The organism is Rhodoferax sediminis (assembly GCF_006970865.1).
GTDB classification, from domain to species: Bacteria; Pseudomonadota; Gammaproteobacteria; order Burkholderiales; family Burkholderiaceae_C; genus Rhodoferax_A; species Rhodoferax_A sediminis.
The window spans coordinates 2665808-2686316 of sequence record NZ_CP035503.1 but is presented as its reverse complement, the minus strand read 5'-3'; the positions used below and the strand labels follow the sequence as shown (position 1 = coordinate 2686316).

The 20509-nt window shown below is 65.2% G+C and carries 20 protein-coding genes and 1 pseudogene; 12 read left to right on the top strand and 9 right to left on the bottom strand.

Going from position 1 to position 20509, the window contains the following annotated elements:
• Positions 1 to 24 precede the first annotated feature (24 nt).
• From ligK to EUB48_RS21725, 7 genes and pseudogenes are all read left to right on the top strand, one after another.
• Positions 25 to 708: a 4-carboxy-4-hydroxy-2-oxoadipate aldolase/oxaloacetate decarboxylase gene (gene ligK / locus EUB48_RS12965; protein WP_210411758.1), complete on the top strand. Its 684-nt coding sequence runs from the start codon at positions 25 to 27 to the stop codon at positions 706 to 708.
• Between the two features lie 9 nt (positions 709 to 717).
• Complete coding sequence (locus EUB48_RS12960) at positions 718 to 1644, top strand: amidohydrolase family protein (protein WP_142819510.1); 927 nt, start codon at positions 718 to 720, stop codon at positions 1642 to 1644.
• A gap of 1 nt (position 1645) precedes the next feature.
• Complete coding sequence (gene ligA / locus EUB48_RS12955) at positions 1646 to 2098, top strand: protocatechuate 4,5-dioxygenase subunit alpha (protein WP_142819509.1); 453 nt, start codon at positions 1646 to 1648, stop codon at positions 2096 to 2098.
• Between the two features lies 1 nt (position 2099).
• A complete protein-coding gene (locus EUB48_RS12950) occupies positions 2100 to 2966 on the top strand; it encodes a class III extradiol dioxygenase subunit beta (RefSeq protein WP_142819508.1) in 867 nt (288 codons plus the stop codon).
• Positions 2963 to 3928 carry a Gfo/Idh/MocA family oxidoreductase gene (locus EUB48_RS12945; protein WP_142819507.1) on the top strand — a complete coding sequence of 322 codons (966 nt, stop codon included), beginning with the start codon at positions 2963 to 2965 and terminating at the stop codon, positions 3926 to 3928. Before EUB48_RS12950 ends, EUB48_RS12945 begins: the two co-directional genes overlap by 4 nt.
• 115 nt (positions 3929 to 4043) lie before the next feature.
• The gene (locus EUB48_RS12940; RefSeq protein WP_142819506.1) at positions 4044 to 5048 is read left to right on the top strand and encodes an aldo/keto reductase; all 1005 of its coding nucleotides are present in this window, start codon (positions 4044 to 4046) and stop codon (positions 5046 to 5048) included.
• An 89-nt stretch (positions 5049 to 5137) separates the two neighbouring features.
• Positions 5138 to 5332: pseudogene (locus tag EUB48_RS21725) on the top strand (tyrosine-protein phosphatase); the annotation flags it as partial.
• Between the two features lie 98 nt (positions 5333 to 5430).
• On the opposite strand, the gene EUB48_RS12930 reads toward EUB48_RS21725, so the two are convergent.
• From EUB48_RS12930 to EUB48_RS12910, 5 genes are all read right to left on the bottom strand, one after another.
• On the bottom strand, positions 5431 to 6774 hold the full coding sequence (locus tag EUB48_RS12930) for a four-carbon acid sugar kinase family protein (RefSeq protein WP_142819505.1): 1344 nt from the start codon (positions 6772 to 6774) through the stop codon (positions 5431 to 5433).
• Between the two features lie 2 nt (positions 6775 to 6776).
• The gene (locus EUB48_RS12925; RefSeq protein WP_142821251.1) at positions 6777 to 8042 is read right to left on the bottom strand and encodes a ribulose-bisphosphate carboxylase large subunit family protein; all 1266 of its coding nucleotides are present in this window, start codon (positions 8040 to 8042) and stop codon (positions 6777 to 6779) included.
• Between the two features lie 11 nt (positions 8043 to 8053).
• Positions 8054 to 8593, bottom strand: coding sequence for a VOC family protein (locus EUB48_RS12920; RefSeq protein WP_142819504.1), 540 nt, complete (start codon positions 8591 to 8593; stop codon positions 8054 to 8056).
• Positions 8594 to 8621: 28 nt separating this feature from the next.
• On the bottom strand, positions 8622 to 10529 hold the full coding sequence (locus EUB48_RS12915; protein WP_142819503.1) for a TRAP transporter large permease: 1908 nt from the start codon (positions 10527 to 10529) through the stop codon (positions 8622 to 8624).
• Between the two features lie 98 nt (positions 10530 to 10627).
• Positions 10628 to 11656 (bottom strand): TRAP transporter substrate-binding protein, encoded by a 1029-nt coding sequence (locus EUB48_RS12910; protein WP_142819502.1) that lies wholly within the window; start codon positions 11654 to 11656, stop codon positions 10628 to 10630.
• Positions 11657 to 11772: 116 nt separating this feature from the next.
• On the opposite strand from EUB48_RS12910, the gene EUB48_RS12905 reads away from it, so the two are divergent.
• Positions 11773 to 12837: a LacI family DNA-binding transcriptional regulator gene (locus EUB48_RS12905; protein WP_142819501.1), complete on the top strand. Its 1065-nt coding sequence runs from the start codon at positions 11773 to 11775 to the stop codon at positions 12835 to 12837.
• A 146-nt stretch (positions 12838 to 12983) separates the two neighbouring features.
• The gene (locus EUB48_RS12900; RefSeq protein ID WP_142819500.1) at positions 12984 to 13736 is read left to right on the top strand and encodes a tyrosine-protein phosphatase; all 753 of its coding nucleotides are present in this window, start codon (positions 12984 to 12986) and stop codon (positions 13734 to 13736) included.
• A gap of 90 nt (positions 13737 to 13826) precedes the next feature.
• Here the strand turns inward: EUB48_RS12900 and EUB48_RS12895 are convergent, their stop codons facing one another.
• The 3 genes from EUB48_RS12895 to EUB48_RS12885 form a co-directional block, all read right to left on the bottom strand.
• Positions 13827 to 14240 carry a DUF1801 domain-containing protein gene (locus tag EUB48_RS12895; protein ID WP_420821412.1) on the bottom strand — a complete coding sequence of 138 codons (414 nt, stop codon included), beginning with the start codon at positions 14238 to 14240 and terminating at the stop codon, positions 13827 to 13829.
• Positions 14241 to 14328: 88 nt separating this feature from the next.
• Positions 14329 to 15018 (bottom strand): substrate-binding domain-containing protein, encoded by a 690-nt coding sequence (locus tag EUB48_RS12890; protein ID WP_142819498.1) that lies wholly within the window; start codon positions 15016 to 15018, stop codon positions 14329 to 14331.
• A gap of 241 nt (positions 15019 to 15259) precedes the next feature.
• Entirely contained in the window at positions 15260 to 16168 is a 909-nt protein-coding gene (locus EUB48_RS12885; RefSeq protein ID WP_142819497.1) for a LysR substrate-binding domain-containing protein, read from the bottom strand.
• A gap of 132 nt (positions 16169 to 16300) precedes the next feature.
• On the opposite strand from EUB48_RS12885, the gene EUB48_RS12880 reads away from it, so the two are divergent.
• The 3 genes from EUB48_RS12880 to EUB48_RS12870 are packed head-to-tail and all read left to right on the top strand — an operon-like array spanning position 16301 to position 19524.
• A complete protein-coding gene (locus EUB48_RS12880; protein WP_244618195.1) occupies positions 16301 to 17269 on the top strand; it encodes a hydroxymethylglutaryl-CoA lyase in 969 nt (322 codons plus the stop codon).
• A 10-nt stretch (positions 17270 to 17279) separates the two neighbouring features.
• Positions 17280 to 18482, top strand: a complete 1203-nt coding sequence (locus EUB48_RS12875) for a CaiB/BaiF CoA transferase family protein (RefSeq protein ID WP_142819496.1) — start codon at positions 17280 to 17282, stop codon at positions 18480 to 18482.
• A gap of 37 nt (positions 18483 to 18519) precedes the next feature.
• A complete protein-coding gene (locus EUB48_RS12870; protein ID WP_142819495.1) occupies positions 18520 to 19524 on the top strand; it encodes a Bug family tripartite tricarboxylate transporter substrate binding protein in 1005 nt (334 codons plus the stop codon).
• A gap of 189 nt (positions 19525 to 19713) precedes the next feature.
• Here EUB48_RS12870 and EUB48_RS12865 read toward each other — a convergent pair whose 3' ends face one another.
• Positions 19714 to 20502, bottom strand: coding sequence for a class II aldolase/adducin family protein (locus EUB48_RS12865; RefSeq protein WP_142819494.1), 789 nt, complete (start codon positions 20500 to 20502; stop codon positions 19714 to 19716).
• Positions 20503 to 20509: the final 7 nt, after the last annotated feature.

Here is a 20509-nt window from a genome sequence, read left to right as displayed (position 1 = left end):
CGAACAAGGAGGCTCATCATGAGCATGAATCAGCTGGGTATCGTGAAACGCAACATCGTGCGCGCCGACAAGGCCGCGGTCGACAAACTCTCGCAATTCGGTGTCGCTACCGTGCATGAAGCCATGGGCCGGGTCGGCCTGATGAAGCCCTACATGCGCCCCATCTACCCGCACGCCCGCCTGTGCGGCACGGCGGTGACCATCCTGCTGCAGCCGGGCGACAACTGGATGATGCACGTGGCCGCCGAGCAGTTGCGGAGCGGCGACGTGGCTGTGGCCGCCTGCACCACGGACAACTTCGACGGCTTCTTCGGCGATCTGCTGGCGACCAGCTTCAAGGCGCGCGGTGCCAGAGGCCTGATCATCGATGCGGGCGTGCGCGACGTGGCCGAGCTCGAGAAGATGAATTTTCCGGTGTTCAGCCGGGCCATTCATGCCAAGGGCACGATCAAGGCCACGCTGGGCTCGGTGAATATTCCGGTGGTGTGCGCCGGCGCCCTGGTCAATCCGGGCGACGTGGTGGTGGCTGACGCAGACGGCGTCGTCGTGGTGCCCGCTGCCATTGCGCAACAAGTGGCCGATGCGGCCGAGAAGCGCGAAAGCTTCGAGGGCGAAAAACGCGCCAAGTTCGCCGCGGGCGTGCTGGGCCTGGACCTGTACAAGATGCGCGAGCCGCTGGAAAAAGCCGGCCTCAAATACATCGACTGAAGATTCACCATGTCAAAACCCACCACCGGTGATTTCACCAAAACCCCTGGCTGGCTCGACTGGTACGCCGGCCCGAGCAAGCCCCGATTCAAACTGCCCGCAGACAGCGTGGACGCGCACTGCCACGTGTTCGGCCCCGGCGCCGAGTTTCCCTATGCGCCCGAGCGAAAGTACACGCCGTGCGACGCCAGCAAGGCCCAACTGTTCGCGCTGCGCGACCACCTGGGTTTCGGGAAGAACGTGATCGTGCAGGCCACCTGCCACGGCGCCGACAACCGCGCGCTGCTCGATGCGCTGCGCGCGGCCAACGGCCGCGCGCGCGGCGTAGCCACCGTCAAGCGCAGCGTGAGCGATGGTGAACTGCAGGCCATGCACGATGCCGGTGTGCGCGGCGTGCGCTTCAACTTCGTCAAGCGCCTGGTGGACTTCACACCCAAAGACGAGCTGCTGGAAATTGCCGGCCGCATTGCCCAATGGGGCTGGCACGTGGTGATCTACTTCGAGGCGGTGGATTTGCCCGAACTGTGGAGCTTCTTCACCGCGCTGCCGGGCACCGTGGTAGTCGACCACATGGGCCGCCCGGACGTGAGCAAACCGGTGGATGGCCCCGAGTTCGGGCTGTTCCTGAAGTTCATGCGCGAGCACGGCAACGTCTGGAGCAAGGTCACCTGCCCGGAGCGCCTGAGCGTGACCGGGCCGAAGGCTTTGAGCGGCGAGCAAAATGCCTACAGTGACGTGGTCCCGTTCGCCCGGCGCCTCGTGGACGAGTTCCCGGACCGCGTGCTCTGGGGCACCGACTGGCCGCATCCGAACCTGAAGGACCACATGCCCGACGACGGCCTGCTGGTGGATTTCATCCCGCATATCGCGCCGACGCCAGAGCAGCAGCGCAAGCTGCTGGTGGACAATCCGAACCGCCTGTATTGGGGAGCCTGACATGTCACTCGTCAAACCGTACCTGGACGTTCCGGGCACCACCATCTTCGACGCCGAGCAATCGCGCAAGGGCTACCACCTGAACCAGTTCTGCATGTCGCTCATGCAGGCCGCCAACCGCGAGCGCTTCAAGGCCAATGAGCGGGCCTACCTGGACGAGTGGCCCATGACCGAGGCGCAGAAGCAGGCCGTGCTCGCACGCGACCTGAACCGGTGCATCAGCCTGGGCGGCAACATCTACTTCCTGGCCAAGATCGGCGCGACCGACGGCAAGAGCTTTCAGCAGATGGCCGGCAGCATGACCGGCATGACGGAGGAGGAGTACCGCGACATGATGATCCACGGCGGCCGCTCGGTCGAAGGCAATCGGCGCACCGGCGAAGACGGCGACGCGCAGCCGCAGCACCAGCCCCAGGGCAAGGCAGGCCGAAGCGGCCAGAAAGCGAGTATCTGAAATGGCCAGAATCACCGCCAGCGTCTACACCTCGCACATCCCGGCGATCGGCGCCGCGCTCGACCTGGGCAAGACCCACGAGCCCTACTGGCAGCCGGTGTTCCAGGGCTACGAGTTCTCCCGGCAGTGGCTGAAGGACCATCGGCCCGATGTCATCTTTCTGGTCTTCAACGACCACGCCACCGCCTTCAGCCTGGACATGATCCCCACGTTCGCGATCGGCACGGCCGCCGAGTTCAAACCGGCGGACGAGGGCTGGGGCGCCCGGCCGGTGCCGACCGTGATCGGCCATCCGGAGCTCGCCTCGCACATCGCGCAGTCGGTGATCCAGCAGGATTTCGACCTGACCATCGTGAACAAGATGGACGTGGACCACGGCCTCACGGTGCCGCTGTCGCTGCTGTGCGGTGCGCAGGATCCGGTCAAGGGCGCCTGGCCCTGCCCGGTGATTCCGTTCGCCGTCAACGTGGTGCAGTACCCCGTGCCGAGTGGCCAGCGCTGCTTCAACCTGGGTCAGGCCATCCGCCGCGCCGTCGAGAGCTTCGACGAGGATCTGAACGTGCAGATCTGGGGCACGGGTGGCATGAGCCACCAGCTGCAGGGTCCGCGCGCCGGGCTCATCAACAAGGCATTCGACAGCGCCTTCCTCGACCAGTTGATCGCCGACCCCGCGACGCTGGCGAAAAAGCCGCACATCGACTATGTGCGCGAAGCCGGCAGCGAGGGCATCGAACTCGTGATGTGGCTGATCGCCCGCGGCGCCATGGCCGACGTGGCCGGCGGCAAGCCGCCCCATGTCGCGCACCGCTTCTACCATGTGCCCGCATCCAACACGGCCGTCGGCCACCTGATTCTGGAGAATTCATGATGTCCAAGACCCTCAAAGTCGCACTCGCGGGCGCCGGCGCGTTCGGCATCAAGCACCTGGACGGCATCAAGAACATCGACGGCGTGGAAGTCGTCTCGCTGGTCGGCCGGGAGCTGGACAAGACGAGGGAAGTCGCCGCCAAATACGGCATTGGCCACGTGACGACCGATCTGGCCGAGAGCCTCGCGCTGGCCGAGGTGGACGCCGTCATCCTGTGCACGCCCACGCAGATGCATGCCGAGCAAAGCATCGCCTGCCTGAAGGCCGGCAAGCATGTGCAGGTGGAGATTCCGCTGGCCGACAAGCTGGCCGACGCCGAGGCCGTGGTGGCGCTGGCGCGCCAGAGCGGCCGCGTCGCCATGTGCGGCCACACGCGCCGCTTCAACCCCAGCCACCAGTACGTGCACCGGCAGATCGAGGCCGGCAAATTCAACATCCAGCAGATGGACGTGCAGACCTACTTCTTTCGCCGCACCAACATGAACGCGCTGGGCCAGCCGCGCAGCTGGACCGACCACCTGCTGTGGCACCACGCCGCGCACACGGTGGACCTGTTTGCGTACCAGGCCGGCAGCCCGATCGTGCAGGCCAACGCCGTGCAGGGCCCGATCCATCCGCAGCTCGGCATCGCGATGGACATGAGCATCCAGCTCAAGGCCGCGAACGGCGCGATCTGCACGCTGAGCCTGTCCTTCAACAACGAGGGGCCGCTCGGCACCTTCTTCCGCTATATCGGCGACACGGCGACCTACATCGCGCGCTATGACGACCTGTTCACGGGCAAGGACGAGAAGATCGACGTGAGCAATGTGGCCGTGTCCATGAACGGCATCGAGCTGCAGGACCGCGAGTTTTTCGCCGCCATCACTGAGGGCCGCGAGCCGAACTCGAGTGTGGCGCAGGTGCTGCCGTGCTACCAGGTGCTGGACCGGCTGGAGCGGCAGCTGAACAAAAGCGCCTGAGGCCGCGGCTCGATAACCGCCGGGCAAAATGGGGTCGGATCACTCGCCGCGCAGCGGCGATGTGCTCCGACCCCATTTTTCGGACCCCGATTCACGTTCTACGAGGAAGCCCACCATGCAACAAAGACAACTCGGCCCCTTCACCGTCTCCGCCATCGGCCTGGGCTGCATGAACCTGAGCCATGCCTATGGCGTGCCGCCCCCGCCCGAGCAGGGTGAGCGCGTGCTGCTGGCCGCACTGGACGCGGGTGTCACGCTGTTCGATACCGCCGCGCTGTACGGTTTCGGCGCCAACGAAACGCTGGTCGGCAAGGTGCTGGCCAAACACCGCAGCCGCTTCACGCTGGCCAGCAAATGCGGCATGCAGGGCGTGGACGTGGCCGGCGACGGCAAGCTCGTGCGCGTGATCGACGGCCGGCCCGCAACCATCAAGGCCACCTGCGAGGCCAGCCTGCGCCGCCTGCAGACCGACGTGATCGATCTGTACTACCTGCACCGCTGGGACAAGAAGGTGCCGATCGAAGACAGCGTGGGGGCCCTGAGCGAGCTGGTGCGCGCCGGCAAGATCCGCGCCATCGGTCTGTCTGAAGTCTCCAGCGCCACGCTGCGCCGCGCGCACGCCGTGCATCCGATCAGCGCGGTGCAGACCGAATACTCGCTGTGGACGCGCAACCCCGAGATCGCCGTGCTGCAGGCCTGCCGCGAACTCGGCGCCGCGCTGGTCGCGTTCAGCCCGGTGGCGCGCGGCTTTCTGTGCGGCGCGGCTATCGACGTGAACGCGCTGGAGGCGAAGGACATCCGCCGCAGCATGCCGCGCTTTGCACCCGACAACCACGCCGCCAACCTCAAGCTGCTGCCGGCTTATCACGCGATCGCGCAGGAGGCCGGCTGCACGCCGGCGCAGCTTGCGCTGGCGTGGCTGCTGCACCAGGGCGAGCACATCATTCCCATTCCCGGCACCACCCGCGTCGCGCATCTGCAGGACGATCTGGGTGCGGCGCACGTCACCCTGAGCGCCGACGTGCTGGCCCGCCTGCAGGCGCTGATCAACCAGAACACCGTGAGCGGTGCGCGCTACAACGCCCAAAGCGCCAGCGAAGTGGATACCGAGAACTTCTGACGCGCTGGCCGTCGGTGGCGCACGGGGTGCATAGCCGAACGACCTGAACTCAACCTGATTCGCGACCTCATGCCAAACCCACCCGCTCCCTGAATCTCCTTGGCGCCACCAATTTCCGCGACCTGGGCGGTTATGCCGGCCGGGACGGGCGGCCGCTGCGCTGGCGCCGGCTGTTCCGCTCGGACCATCTGGCCGCGCTCACGCCGCAAGATGTGGCGGTGCTGTCCAGCCTGGGCCTGGGACGCGCCTACGACTTGCGCGGCGAGGCCGAGAGCGCGGCGCTGCAGGCCGTCGAGACCGACTACGGCGGCGTGCTGCCGTACCTTGAGAAGGCGTTGGGTGTGGGGCCGAAGGAGCGAGGGCGGTGGGCTGCGCTGTATCTTCAGGCGCCGAATGACATCTGGGCCGTGCCGCGAAGCAACTCTTCAAACAGAGTATCGGCGCCCATTTGACCGCCCTTGAGCATGATTTCCATCCCGTCGAGTGAATAGTTGTCGCTGTGCAGGTGGCACAGCGCCACACCTGGCGCCAGTTGCGCCTGGTAGGCCAGGCCCCAGGCATCGAGGGCCTGCACGGCGTGGCTGGAAGTGTCGCCCCCGGCAATGCCCAAGCGCTGTACAGGCACAGTCTTGAGAACGCACGCCAGCAGCTCGCCGCAGGCCTGCGCGAGCGCACGGGCATCGGCGGGCGTGCCGGCGTTGGCGGCTGAGCCCTGGCCTGAGGTGCAGGCCAGCACATGGTCGCCTTCCCCTAGCCGTGCAGCAATTTGGCCGCCCATATGCATGAGGTAGTCCCGGTCTTTTGCCAGGCGAGCGGCGTCCAGCACCACGTGCCGGTAGGACGTGGCGGCGCCGACCTGAAGCGCCGTCATTGGCGAAAGACTGCCCGCCAGAACCAGCACGGGCCCTTTCGCAGGAGCGACGGCGGCTTCGCGCCGAGCCGGCATGGTCTGCCAGTGTGCCGTGAGTGCCTGTACCACGCTGCTGGGCCCTGCGGTGAGCAGGCGTCTGCGCTGCGCGTGTTGCCAGATCAGACGGCCCACGGGGGCCAGATGGGCGGCATCTGCCACGTCAAAGAGCACGGCATCGGGACCCTGTGCGAGGAGGGCTGCTAGCTGCCGATCCAGCGCGTCATCGCCCTGCTCATAGTCGGGATAGGCGATGGAACTCACATGCTTCAGGCCCTGCTGTGCCAGGTGCAGTCGCAGGTCGGCTTCGTGCATGGGTGTGACCGGATGCTGGCGCATCGTGGGGTGACGGTCCAGTCGACTGATCGCGCCGTCTTTGCCCGCGCCCGCAAACAGGTTGCCGAACACGCAGTAGCGGCGCAGGTTGGGCTGGCCACCAACGACGGCGACCAGTGCATTGCCGGCATGTGGCCGCAGGATCTGGATGGCTGCGCCGATGCTGCCGATGTGCGCTGCGCTATCGAAGGTGGAGCAGGTTTTGTAGTGGATGACCGGCGCGTCCAGTGCTGCGAACAGGCGACCCACAGGCTCCAGTTCTGATTGCATTTCGGCGGGTGTCATGGCACGTGCTGCACCGGCAATACCCAGGCAATCGAGCGGACCGGCGCGTTCAAGTTGCGCGGTTGTCGGCAGCCCCAGAAACAGCAAGGTGCGAAGGCCGGCGCGCGCGGCGGTGGCGAGCGTGTCGGTGGCGCCCGTGAAGTCATCAGCGTAATAGGCAATCTTCAGGGCGCTATTCTCTATGTCGCTCGCAAGCATGGTCATTTACCGAAAAATGCAAGCGCAGCTGCGAGCTCGGGGGCTTGGCGGGCATAGTGGGCCAACGCGATGCCCTGGCGCGCGGCCGTCCAGGCCTGGCGAATGCTGGCCACGCCGGCAGCCGGGCCGTCCGGGTGGGCCAGAATGCCGCCGCCGGACATGAAGAGCAGGTCATCGCTTTTCACTGCGGCCCAGGTGGCAGGCACCGTGCCGGCCCACTGGCCCGAAGAAAATGCCGGCATGACGCGGTCATCAAAACCATCGGTGAGCGGTGTGTAGCAGTCGTGCGCCGATTCGATCACTTCTTCATCGGGCTGCGCAAACTTGCCCTGCAGACCGTGCACATGCATATGGTCCACCCCGGCGAGCCGCCACAGGGTCTGGTAGGCCTGAAACGACATGCCCAGCTGCGGATGCCGCGACAGTGCGCCGTAACCGTTGCGGTGGCCGTGCAGCGCCAGGCCGGTATGGCGACGCAGGGTCTGCATGGCCGAATAACCACACCAGTTGAGGCTGGCCATGACGCAGGAGCCTCCTTCCCGCTCGACCAGATCGGCGTGGCGTCGCATCGCGTCCAGCTCGTCGGTGATATTGAACGCGACCATGACATGTTTGCCGGTGCGCTGCTGGTGCTCCCGCACCATGGCCATGACCGCGGGAATGCGTTCGGCCAGCGGGGCGTGTGCCGGGTCGGCGCAAACCTCATCATCCTTGATGAAGTCCACGCCTGCCGCGCACAGCCGGGCGACCAGCCCCGCGGTTTGAGCAGCGGAAAAACCGACGTTGGGCTTGATGATGGTGCCGACCAGTGCGCCCGTGGTCACACCGGTGGCCCGGCGTGTACCCGCAATGCCGACCTTGGGCATGTCGAATTGTGCGCGGTAGGTGGCGGGCAGCTTCATCGTTTCCAGCCGCATCCCGCTGACCTCGCCGAGGTCATACAGGTTGCCGGACACGGTGGCGGCCAGCGTGGGCAGGTTGACGCCCACATTGGCTACCGGAAAGGAAATGCGCACCCTTGCGCGGCGCCAGGGGCCTTTGCGGTCCTGGCGCTCCAGCAGGGCATTCGGCAAACTTGGCGCGTTGACCGGCTCAAGTTCTTCAATCGATTCGACCGTGGCGCGGGCGCGCCGGCGCAGCTCATCGGTTTCGCCCTGCACGCGGGTGAAGGTGCCGCAGGACTGTTCGCCCGCCATTACCTCGGCGACACGCGCAGGCTCCAGCGGTGTTTCGATCAGGTAAGTGGCTTCGAAGCGGTCTGCGGGCATGGCGAAGCGTTTCAAAGCGTTCCCAGGTCGGGGAAGGGGCGCACCGGGTTACTGCCATCCCAACCTTCGGACGATCTGCGGATCAAGTCAAACATCTTGCCCTTGGGGCCGGCCACCTCGGACAACTCGATGACGGTACCGGGATGGTATTCGGTATCGAAATAAATGAAGCGGCCGTTCTCGCCGACTTCGCCGCTCATGACGGGCTTGAATCCCTGCTGGAGCAGCCGCGCCAGATCGGCGTCGTAGTGGCTGGTCCAGTAGGCGACGTGCTGCAGGCCGGTACGCCCCGCCTGCTGGAAGTCGCGGTACATCGAGGGCACATCGTTGCGGGTCTGGATCAGCTCGACCTGCACAAAGCCGGAATTGGCCAGCGCCACCGAGTTGTGCGGCTCGTGCGATTCACCGTGGTAGGTGTAGTTCTTGATGGGTACTTTGGGGTTGTAAAACCAGGGACCGACACCCAGGGTGGTGCTCCAGTAATTGATGGCCGCTTCAATGTCGTGCACGACGTAGCCCAGCTGGCGAATCTCGCCGAAAAATCTGCTCATGTTGTAGCCCCGGTGAGAGAGAAATGTTTTAGTGTTTGAGGAGACCGATGGAGAACCACGGCACGGCGGCAACCAGAATCAGGCCCAGCAGCAGCGCGCCAAAGTAGCCCCAGATGTGCTTGATGCCATCGGCCGGATCGACCTTGCTGACAGCGCAGGCGCCGTAATAGCCGACACCAAAAGGGGGGGCGAACAGGCCGATGCCCATTGCAAGAATGACGACCATGGCGTAGTGCACCTCATGCACGCCGACCATGCGGGCAATTGGGAACAACAGGGGACCAAACAACACAATCGCAGGAATGCCTTCGAGCACACTGCCCAGCACAATGAAGGCGACGATGGACACGGCGAGGAAGCCGTAGGCGCCGCCCGGCAGGCTGCCCATGAGATGCGCCAGGTCCTGCGAAAAGCCTGACTGCGTAAGTCCCCAGGCCATGGCTGTGGCGCAGCCCACGATGAAGATGATGGCGCCGGTCAGCGACGCAGTTTCAACCAGCATAGGCATGAGCCGGCGCCAGGCAAACTGGCGGTACAGGAGCAGGCCTGCCAGCGCCGAGTAGACGATGCCGATGGTGGAGACCTCCGTTGCGGTGGCTATGCCTTCGATCACCGCAGCGCGGATGACGAACGGCAGGACGATTGCGGGCAGAGCGACCACAAGCAGCTTGCCGATTTGGATTTTGCTGTGGCGCTCAACGGCGCTCAGGTCTTCATGGCGGTAGCGCCACCAGACCACCGAACACAGCGCCGCACCCAGCACCACAGCAGGCAGCAGACCACCGGTGAAGAGCGCGGCAATCGACACGCCAGTGACCGAGCCCAGCGTGATCAGCACGATCGAAGGTGGAATGGTTTCGGTCTGCGCACCGGTGGCCGACAGCAGCGCCACCAGCTCACCCGGCTTGGCGCCGCGCTTTTGCATTTCGGGAAACAGCACCGGCGCAATCGCGGCCATGTCGGCGATTTTGGAGCCTGAGATGCCCGAGACCAGATAGATGGCGCCGATCAGCACGTAGCTCAGACCGCCGCGTACGTGACCCAACAGGCTCGCGAGAAACCGGATCATGGCTTTGGCCATGCCGGTCATTTCGATCAGTGCACCCAGGAAAACGAAGAGCGGCACGGCCAGCAAAATCAAATGGGACATGCCCTCGTCAAGCCGCCCCACCATGACCACCAGTGGCGTCTGTGTGGTGAGGGCGAGGTAGCCGAACGTGGCCAGTGCAAACGAAAAGGCAATGGGAACACCGGAAAGAACATTGGCAGCCACCACCAGCACGAAGAAGATGATCAGGTTGGCCTTGCCCAGCGGCACAAGCAGGGGTTGCGCCAGCCAGAAAGCCAGCACCACGGCCGCCGTGCCGGCCAGGGCAATGGCGATCTGCTTGAAACTGCTGACGCGCAGCAATCGCAGCAGAGCGACGATGATCATCAACCCCATGCCCACCGGGATGGCCGCCGCACGCCAGGCGTTGTTGATTTCCAGCGCCGGCGTGACAATGAAGCTCTCTTCATACGCATACTGGTACGAGGGAAGCAGCACCAGCACGAGAAAGGCCAGCGATGCCGTGGTGGCCATTGTGTCCAGCAGAGCGCGTGTGTGTGGCCTGGTATTGTTGACCAGTGCCGTCATGCGCATGTGTTCTCCGCGGCGCAGCGCCACGACGGCGCCTAGCATGGACAGCCACAGGAACATGATGGAAGCCAGCTCGTCCGACCAGGTCAGCGGCTCGTGAAACACGTAACGCGAGACCACGCCGGCAAACAGGACGATGATTTCTGCCACCACCAGGACTGCCGTAATCGTCTCGACCACTTTGCCCAAGCCCCTGTCCACGCTATGGGACAGGGCACTCAGCGTGCTGGCCAGGCCATCCAGCGCGTTGGCAGGCGGTGCATGGGCCGCTAGCGTTTCGGACGTAAGGTGGGACATGGGATGCAAGCTCCTGCGCCAATGTTTCGGGAATAAAGCGGGTCAGACGCCGACGGCCAGCGCTGGGGTACCCCGCAGCGGCTGGGTAGCGTCGTGAATCAGGCCAGCTTGCCGACGGACTGCTCCAGCAGGTTCCAGGCTTCGCCGCCGAAGCGTCCCTTCCACTCGCTGTAAAAGCCGGCTTCACGCAGTTTGGTACGGAAGGTGTCGGACGCGGGGCGGTTGATGGCCAAGCCTTTGGATTGCAGGTCGGCCACCACGCTTTCGTTGAGTTTTTTGATGTCGTCGCGTTGCTGCAGGCCGGCTTCGTTGATCGCGCGCGCGACGATGGTTTTGAGGTCGGAGGGCAGCTTTTCCCATGTGCTGCCGTTGGCGATGAACCAGTAGCCGTCCCATATGTGGTTGGTCAGCGAGCAGAATTTTTGCACTTCATACAGCTTGGCGACCTGGATGATGGGCAGCGGGTTCTCCTGAGCGTCAACGATTTTGGTCTGTAGCGATGAATACACCTCGCTGAACTGCAGGCTGACTGGCGCGGCGCCCAGGCCCTTGAACATCGAGATTGACAGTGGGCTCACCGGCACGCGTATCTTCAGGCCGTCCATGTCTCTGGCCGTGGTGACCGGTGCCTTGCTGCTGGTGGTCTGGCGAAAGCCGTTGTCCCACATTTTTTCAAACGCGTAAAGGTGCGACTTGCTGATGGCGTCGCGCACATATGCCCCCAGCTTGCCGTCCATCGCACCCCAAACCTGGTTGTAGTCCGAGAACGCAAAGCCGACGGCATTGATGGCTGCGACCGGTACCAGCGTGGCGATGACCAGGGCTGAAGGTGTGAAGAAATCTATACCGCCGGAGCGCACCTGCGCCAGCATGTCGGTGTCGCCGCCAAGCTGGTTGTTCGGAAAGATCTTGATTTCAACCCGGCCCTTGGTTTCTTTCAGGATGCGGCCGGCGGCCTGTTGCGCCCGAATGTTCAGCGGGTGGGTGACGGGCAGGTTGTTGCCGTATTTGTACGAGAACTCCGCAGCGCGTGCCATGGACGGCAGGGCTGCGGCAACGCTGGCAACGGGTACGGCCGACAGGCTGCGCAAGACGCTGCGACGAGCAAGGGAGGTAGCAAGGGTCATTGGGTTGTCTCCAGTTTTGTTTTGATGCGTTTTGATGCATCATTGAATGAAAAGCTACGCAACAATAGGTTTATGTTGGCTGACGGTCAAATATTAAAAATGATTGATTTTGATGTATGAGTGTTAACCCGAATGTGATGAAAGGCGTGCTGCAGCGAGCCACGGTGGCCGATATTGCGAAGGTCGCCAAGGTGTCTACCGCCACCGTGGACCGGGTGTTGAACCGGCGTCCCGGCGTGCGTGATGCGACGGCCCAAAGGGTATTGAAGGCGGCGGCGGCACTGGACTACCTGCCCGAGACCGGGCTCTATGCAGCACTGGCTGCGCCGCCCATGCGCCTGACGTTTTTACTGCCCGATGGCAGCAACCGTTATCTGCGCATGCTGGGTGACACGGTGGGTTACTCGCAGGAGCATCTGTTGCCCTTCAACGTCAAGTGCCGCACCGAGCAGTTTGAAAGCTTCAACCCACAGCAACTCGCGGCCAGCCTGTTGCGCATGGGGCAGCGCAGCGACGGCATCGCCTTCATGGCGCTGGAGCATCCGGCGGTGCGTGAAGCGGTGAGCGTGCTGGCTGAAAAGGGCGTGTTGACCATCACGCTGATTTCAGACCTGACGGGCTCGCGGCGCGCCGGTTATGTGGGCCTGGACAACCGTGCGGCGGGACGCACCGCCGGCTACCTCGTCGGACGTTTCATCGGGCCCGGCGCACGCAGCGGCAAGGTGGCGCTGATTGCCGGCTCGCGCAGCTACAGCGCGCACGAAGAGCGCGAGGCCGGTTTTTTGCATGTGATCGAGGAGATGTTCCCGGCGCTGCAGGTGGTGGGCCTGCGCGAGGGTCAGGACGATGCGCAGAAAAATTACGAGCAGACGCGCACCCTGCTGGAGCAGCACCCGGACCTGGCCGGTATCTACAACATAGGCGGCGCGTCCGACGGGGTAGCGCGCGCGCTCAAAGAGATGGGGCGCGAGCACAAAGTGGTCTTCATCGGCCATGGCCTCACGCCCGACACGCGCGCCATGCTGATCGACGGCAGCATGGATGCGGTCATCACCCAAAGCCCGCAGACAGCCATGATGAGTTGTGTGCGCATGTTCACAAACCTGCGCGACAAGCGTGACCTGATGAGTGGCGTGGATGCCGTGCGCAGCCAGGTGATTTTCAGGGAAAACCTGCCTTAGCCGCGGTGGTGGAACACTGAAAGGAGCTTTCCGGCAGCGCAAGGTTTCTTGGCGGCCCCCTAAAATTGGCTCAATAGAGAACCCATGAGCCAACTGCTCATCAACGATTGACCGAACGACCCCAACCCAACCTGAGTCGCGACCTCATGCCAAACCCCACCCGTTCCCTGAACCTCCTTGGTGCCACCAATTTCCGCGACCTCGGTGGCTATGCCGGCCAGGGCGGGCGGCCGCTGCGCTGGCGCCGGCTGTTCCGCTCGGACCATCTGGCCGCGTTGACGCCGGACGACGTGGCGGTGCTGTCCAGCCTGGGCCTGGCGCGCGCCTACGACTTGCGCGGCGAGGCCGAGAGCGCGGCGCTGCCGTATGCGTTGCCGGGCGTGGCAGTGCACGCGCTGCCGATCGAGCCCACGGTGGTGCAGCGCCTGAAGGATCTATTGGAGTCCGGCCACCAGCTCACGCCCCAGGACACGGTGCGCCTGATGCAGCAGACCTACCGCGCCTTCGTGCACGACAACGCGGCGCGCTTCGCGGCACTGTTCGGCCACCTGCTGGAGAGCGATGCGCCGCTGGTCTTTCACTGCACGGCCGGCAAGGACCGCACCGGCTTTGCCGCGGCGATGATCCTGCTGGCACTGGGCGTGTCGCGCGCCGTGGTGATGCAGGACTACCTGCTGACCAACGAGCTGTTTCGCATGCCGCACAGCGCCGCCCCCGGCCGCGCGCCGCAGGAGGTGCTGGACGTGCTGTGGCGCGTGCAGCCCGATTTTCTCGACGCGGCGCTGCACGCCGTCGAGGCCGACTATGGCGGCGTGCTGCGCTACCTCGAGAAGGCGCTGGGTGTGGGATCGAAGGAGCGCGAGCGGCTGGCTGCGCTGTATCTTCAGCCGCCAGGCTAGCACGGCGCTTCCAGAAACATAGCTGCTTGCGCAGGTGAGATATGGGCTACAGACCAATCCGGTGTCGGACCTGTTCAGGGGCGCAATCCCTCAGCGCTTCGCTTTCTTCTCAGGTTTCGACTTGCCAGAACTGTTGAGGGCAACTGCCTGGTGAACGAGCGCCTGGAAGGCGGACCCGTCAACTTCTTCGCCCTCAAAGATGTCGATCGCGCGGCGTACGTTTCCGTCGAGACTCGCGTTGAAGAGACGGGCCGGGTCCTTCAGCGACGCGCCCTTGGCGAAGGTCAGCTTCACCTTATCCTTGTAGGACTCGCCCGTGCAGATGATGCCGTCGTGCGACCAGACCGGCGTGCCCATCCATTTCCACTCCTCCACGACGTCCGGGTCGGCTTGCCGGATGAGCCTGCGCATTCGGCCGAGGGCTTCCCCGCGCCAGTCCGCGAGTTCGGTGATTCTGTTCGAGATAAGCTCCGATGCCGGCTGGCCCTGCGCTTCGATGTTCAATCTTGTCACTTTGAGGTTGAAGAGGTTCGTAACGATCGCCGCAAGGAGCGTTGCCCTGGCACCCACACGCTGCAACGCACAGTGCGCGTCAGGCCGGCTCCAGCCCATTGCGGCGCTTGATGTCGGCGGCCGCGGGCGAGACCATGAAGTCGAGCAGCTCGCCGACCGCTGGCGCCTGTGTTGACGTCACCGACAGGCCCGCCGAGAACGTGGTGACGATCTGGATCGCCGGCGGCAGCGGGCCCAGCACGTCGATGCCCTCCTGGTGAATCAGCTCGCTCAGCTGCTGGAAGCCGAGTTCGACCTCGCCCCTGGCCACCAGTGAGCCCACGGGCACGCCGGGCGGCGCCTGCACGATGCGGCTCTTGATCGCGTCGGCGATGCCCCAGCGCTCGAACAGCTTGGCCAGGTGCACGCCGCTGGGGCCGGTCGAGTAGCCGAGGCTGCGCGCCGCCAGGACCGCCTGCCGGACCGCTTCTTCGGAGTCGATGCCGGGCCGCGCCGCGCCGGCCCGCACCGCGATGGAAACGCCGGAATGGACCAGGTCGACCCGGCTGCCGGGCACGATCCTGCCGGCTTCGATCAGCTTGTCGATTGCATTGGCCGCGAGGATCACCACGTCGAACGCCTCGCCGTCCTGCACGCGCCTGGCCGCGTCGACGCCGCCCACCGACTCGACGCTTACCTGCTGCGGGGACGTCTGCTGGAACTGGGCGACAAGTTCGGCCAGCACTTGCCGGGTTGCCATCGATGAAATGATGCTGATGTTGGATGTCATGGAGCTGCCTTGGATGCGTTGCGGGCCGGGCCGGGGCCAGCGCCGAAAGAGATTATTTAAGCACAGCCCGCCGGCAGCAATACCGAGCTGGTGATGACCGGGCCGGTGGACGGCCACGATGGCCACCAGCTGCTGCTGCGCGGCGGGCCGATGTGGTCCGTGTCGCTGGGCGTTTGTCAACAAGGTTGGGCTGCTCGCGCCTTGAGCGCGCGCCGCACGCCGGTTTCGAGCGACGCCGGGGTCACAACTGGCGTTCACCACAGCGCGCCAGATGTTCCACCAGCAGCCGTGCGGCGGGTGAGAGCGTGGTCTCGTCCCGAAAGCACATGGCAAAGCGCCGCCGGGCCCAGTCGTCGGTCAATGGGATGACGCGCAGTCCGAAGGTGACGGCGTAAGGGTGCGCCACCTGCACCGGGACGACGCTGATGGCCAGGTTAGCGCAGACCACGCGCAGGACGGCATCGAAGTTCGACACGACGACGCGCTGCACCAGCGGCTGGCCCATGCGGGTGGCGGCGCGCTGCAGCATGACCTGCACCGCGCTGGCCGCCGGCAGGCTCACATGCTCATACCCCAGCGCCTGCTCGAAGCGCAGGGTATCCAGCGCAGCCAGCGGATGCGCCGGGTGCACCACGACGGCCAGCTGGTCGGCGCGGTAGCGGCGCGACTGCAGTCCCTGAAAGTCGGCCGCATCCCAGCAGATGCCGAGCGAGGCGCTGCCTTCCCGTATCCGGCGCACCACGCCGACGCTGACGTCCTCCTCCATGTCGACCCGGATGTCGCGGTACTGCGGGTTCTGCAAAAACGCAGCGACGTCCTCGGCCAGCGATTCGGCCAGCACCGACGCCGTTGCCAAAATCCGCACCTGGCCGCGGATGCCCGAGGCGTAGGCCGACATATCGCGCTCGATGCGGCTGGCGCTGGCCAGCATGGCGCGCGCATGCTCGAGCAGCGTTTCGCCGGCGGGCGTGGGCTCGACACCACGCCGGCGTCGCACCAGCAGTCGCGTGCCCGCGGTGTCCTCCAGCACCGCCAGCCGCTTGCTGATGGCCGAGCCCACGATATTGGCCTGCTCGCCCGCGCGCGCGATGTTGCGGGTCTCGCACACCGTCACAAACAGGCGCAGGGTGGTCAGATCGAGGTCGCGCATGGCAAATTCCTTTGGCCGGGATTTTCGTGAAATTCCATTTGGGAATCTTAAAGCTTCCAAAATTGATTTTGTGAATCATCAAGGAATTTCTAAACTGCGCCCATTCCTTACCCAACAGTCCGGAGACACCGCGTGGCCGCTTCTGATTCTTCCCCTTTGCCGCGCGAGGCCACGATCCGCGAGGTGGGTCTGCGCGATGGCCTGCAAAGCATTGCCCGCGTGTTGCCCACCGCGCAGAAGATGGCGTGGATTCGCGCCGCCCATGCGGCCGGCCAGCGCGAGATCGAGGTCGGCTCCTTCGTGCCCGCGCGGCTGCTGCCGCAGCTGGCCGACACGGCCGAGCTGGTGACCTTTGCCAAAACCCTGCCGGGGCTGTTCGTGTCGGTGCTGGTGCCCAATCTCAAGGGTGCCGAACGCGCGATCGACAGCGGGGCCGATCTGATGATCGTGCCGCTGTCCGCCAGCCACGCGCACAGCCTGGCGAATCTGCGCAGGACGCCCGACGAGGTGGTGCAGGAGGTGGCCCGCATCCGCGCCGCGCGCGATGCTGCGGGCTCGAACATGATCCTTGAAGGTGGCGTCGGCACGGCCTTTGGCTGCACCCTGCAGGGCGAGGTCGAGGAGGGCGAAGTGCTGCGCCTGATGCAGGCCCTGCTCGATGCCGGCGCCGACCGCGTGAGCCTGGCCGACACCGTGGGCTATGCCGATCCGGCCAGGGTGCAGCGCCTGTTCAGCAAGGCGCGCGCCCTGGCCGGCGACCGGCTCTGGTGCGGCCATTTCCACGACACGCGCGGACTCGGCCTGGCCAACGTATATGCGGCGCTGCAGACCGGCGTGACGCGCTTTGACGCGTGCCTGGCCGGCATCGGCGGCTGCCCGCATGCGCCCGGGGCCAGCGGCAACGTCAGCACCGAGGACCTGGCCTACATGCTGCGCAGCATGGGCATCGCCACCGGCGTGGATATCGCCCAACTGCTTGCGCTGCGCCAGCAGGTGGCCGGCTGGCTGGACGGCGAAACCCTGCACGGCACGCTCTGGAAGGCCGGCCTGCCGAAAACCCTCACCTGCGTTCAGCCTCGGGGTGAACGTGTCTTGTCCTGAGGTTCACAAAATGAATAGCGCACCTTCAAAACCCCTCCCGCTGACCGGCCTGCGCGTGGTCGAATTCACCCACATGGTGATGGGCCCGACCTGCGGCATGGTGCTGGCCGACATGGGGGCCGAGGTCATCAAGGTCGAGCCGATCGACGGCGATCGCACGCGCCATCTGCTGGGCGCGGGCGCGGGCTTCTTCCCCATGTTCAATCGCAACAAGAAGAGCATTGCCATCGATTTGCATCACCCCGCGGGCGCCGAGGTGGCGCGCAAGCTGGCGGCCAGTGCCGACGTGGTGGCGGAGAACTTCAAGCCCGGCACCATGGGCAAATACGGGCTGGACTATGCGAGCCTGAGCCGGGTCAACGAGCGCCTGATCTACGTGAGCCACAAGGGCTTCCTGCCCGGCCCGTACGAGCACCGCACCGCGCTCGACGAGGTGGTGCAGATGATGGGCGGCCTGGCCTACATGACGGGCCGTCCCGGCGACCCGCTGCGCGCCGGCACCAGCGTGAACGACATCATGGGCGGCATGTTCGGCGCCATTGGCGCTTTAGGCGCACTGATCCAGCGCGGCATCACCGGCCGCGGACAGGAAGTGCAGAGCGCGCTGTTCGAGAACAACGTGTTCCTGATGGGCCAGCACATGCTGCAGTACGCCGTGACCGGCAAGCCGGCGGCACCGCTGCCCGCGCGCGAGAACCCCTGGGCCGTGTACGACGTGTTCAGCGTGAAGGACGGCGGCCAGATCTTCCTGGCGGCGGTGAGCGACGCGCAATGGGCCGTCTTCTGCGACGCGCTGGGCTTTGCCGACCTCAAGGCCGATCCGGCGCTGGCCACCAACAACCAGCGCGTGCAGGTGCGACCCAAGCTGTTGGCGGATCTGCGCGGGCGCCTCGCGCATTTCACGGCGGCCCAGTTGGCTGCCATCTTCGAGAAAGCGGGCCTGCCGTTCGCCCCCATCGTCAAACCCGAGGAACTGCTGGACGACCCGCACCTGCGGGCCACCGGCGGGCTGGCTGACGTGCGCCTGGTCGACGGCGCCAGGGCCGGCCAAACTGCCAAGGCCGCGCTGCTCCCGATCACGATGGACGGGGGCCGCCTGGGCCTGCGCCTGCAGCCGCCCACGCTGGGCGAACACACGGCGGGACTGCTCGCAGGCCTGGGTTACGACGCGCAAGCCATCGAGGCCCTGCAGGCGCAGGCGGCCGTTGCCTGATTTTTCACATTCACCACATTCACATAAGGAGACCACCATGACACAAACCCTGCCGACCTTTTCCCGGCGCAAAACCCTGAGCCTGCTCGGCGGCATGGCATTGGGGGCGGGTGCCCTAAGTTCGCCCAGGGCGCTGCTGGCGCAGATCAGCGACCGGCCCGTGCGCTTCATCCTGCCCGTGGCGGCAGGCTCCGGCGTCGACACGATCATGCGTGCGACCAGCGCTGCACTGGCGCAGGCGCTGGGACACCCGGTCGTGATCGAAAACCAGGCGGGGGCGGGCGGCATCGTGGGCACCGCCGCCATGGTCAAGTCGGCGCCCGACGGCTTCACGCTGAGCGTGGTCTCGAACAACCACGTGATTTTCCCGAGCGTGTACAAGACGCTGCCGTTCGATCCCCTCAATGACATCACTCCGATCTCGGTGCTGGGCTCGACGCCGATGGTGCTGGTGGTCAATCCGGTCAAAATCCACGCCACGAATTCGAAAGAACTGGTGGCGCTGCTCAAGGCCAGGCCGGGCGCGTACAACTACGCGTCATCGGGCAACGGCACCATCCTGCACCTGGCGGCCGAGATGTTTCTGCAGGAAGCGGGCGTGCAGGCCCATCACATTCCGTACAAGGGCGTAGGCCCGATGATTTCCGACCTGATCGGCGGCCAGGTTGACATGGGCGTGCTGTCGCTGCCGTCGGTCCAGGGCCACCTCAAGAGCGGCGCGCTGCGCGCCATCGGCACCTCGTCGCCGCACCGCCTGGCCGCGGCACCGGAGATTGCGACCTTTGTGGAACAGGGCCTGCCCAACTATCTGGTGGACGGCTGGTTTGCCGCGGTGGGGCCCAAGCGCCTGCCGGCGCCTGACGTTAAGCGCATCCACACAGCCTTTGTCACGGCTTTCAGCGCGCCCGAGGTGAAGGACACGATGGCCCGGCAGGGCAACACCATTTCGACGACGACGCCGGAAGAGGCCGCCGCGTTTTTCCGCACGGAGATGGTCAAGTACGCGAAGCTGGTGAAGGCGGCGGGCATCGAATTGGCGTAGGGAGCAGCATGCGAGCCCGCTGGCGCTGCGCCGTGCGATGCTTTGCGCGAGTCTTTGGATACTACAAATAGAATAGCACCTCACGCCCATTGGATAAGGGCTTGAGGCGCTTTTGGCTCGTGGATCCCGGGTCAAGCCCGGGATGACAGCGTCAGAGCGTGTCGATAAAGCTGCGCATGTCGACGCGACTCAATCCTTGTACGACGGATCTGTCCGGTCCAGGAGTCGCAGCAGCGCCTGCCAGTCGCGACCCTGCACAGAGCTGTCGTCGCCCGCAAACTGGGCAGCGGTGCGGTCGCACACGGCCGGGCTGGGGCGGGTGACGCTGGCATTGCCTGCCAGCGCGGCGATCTGGATCTGGCACGCACGCTCGAGGAAGTACATGAACGCGAAAGCCTCCGGCACACCGCGCCCTAGGGTTAGCAGGCCGTGATTGCGCAGGATCAGCGCATCCTTGTCGCTCAAATCGCGCACCAGCCGCTGCCGCTCCTCGTCATCCAGCGCAATACCTTCGAAGTCATGGTAGGCCACCCGGCCGTGGAACATCAGCGCATGCTGGGAGATGGGCAAAAGCCCGTCGCTTTGCGCAGCCACGCCGGACCCGGCCAGGGTGTGCGTGTGCAGCACGCATCCGACTTCGGGTCGCGCCGCATGGATGGCGCCGTGGATCACGAAGGCGGCAGGATTGACGTCGAGCCCCACGTCCTCGACGAGGCGGCCGTGCACGTCCACCTTTACCAGGTTTGAAGCCGATATTTCTTCGTACAGCAGGCCGAACGGGTTGATCAGGTAGTGCTCATGCGAGCCGGGAACGCGCGCCGAGATGTGGTTGTAGATCCAGTCGGTCATGCGGAAATGCGCCACCAGCCGGTAGCAAGCCGCCAGTTCCACACGCGCGGCCCATTCCTCGGGGCTGACGGCGTGTTTCAGCGCTTTGCGTTGTTCGAGTAGTTGCTTCAGCGATTCGTTGTTCAGCATGATGGAT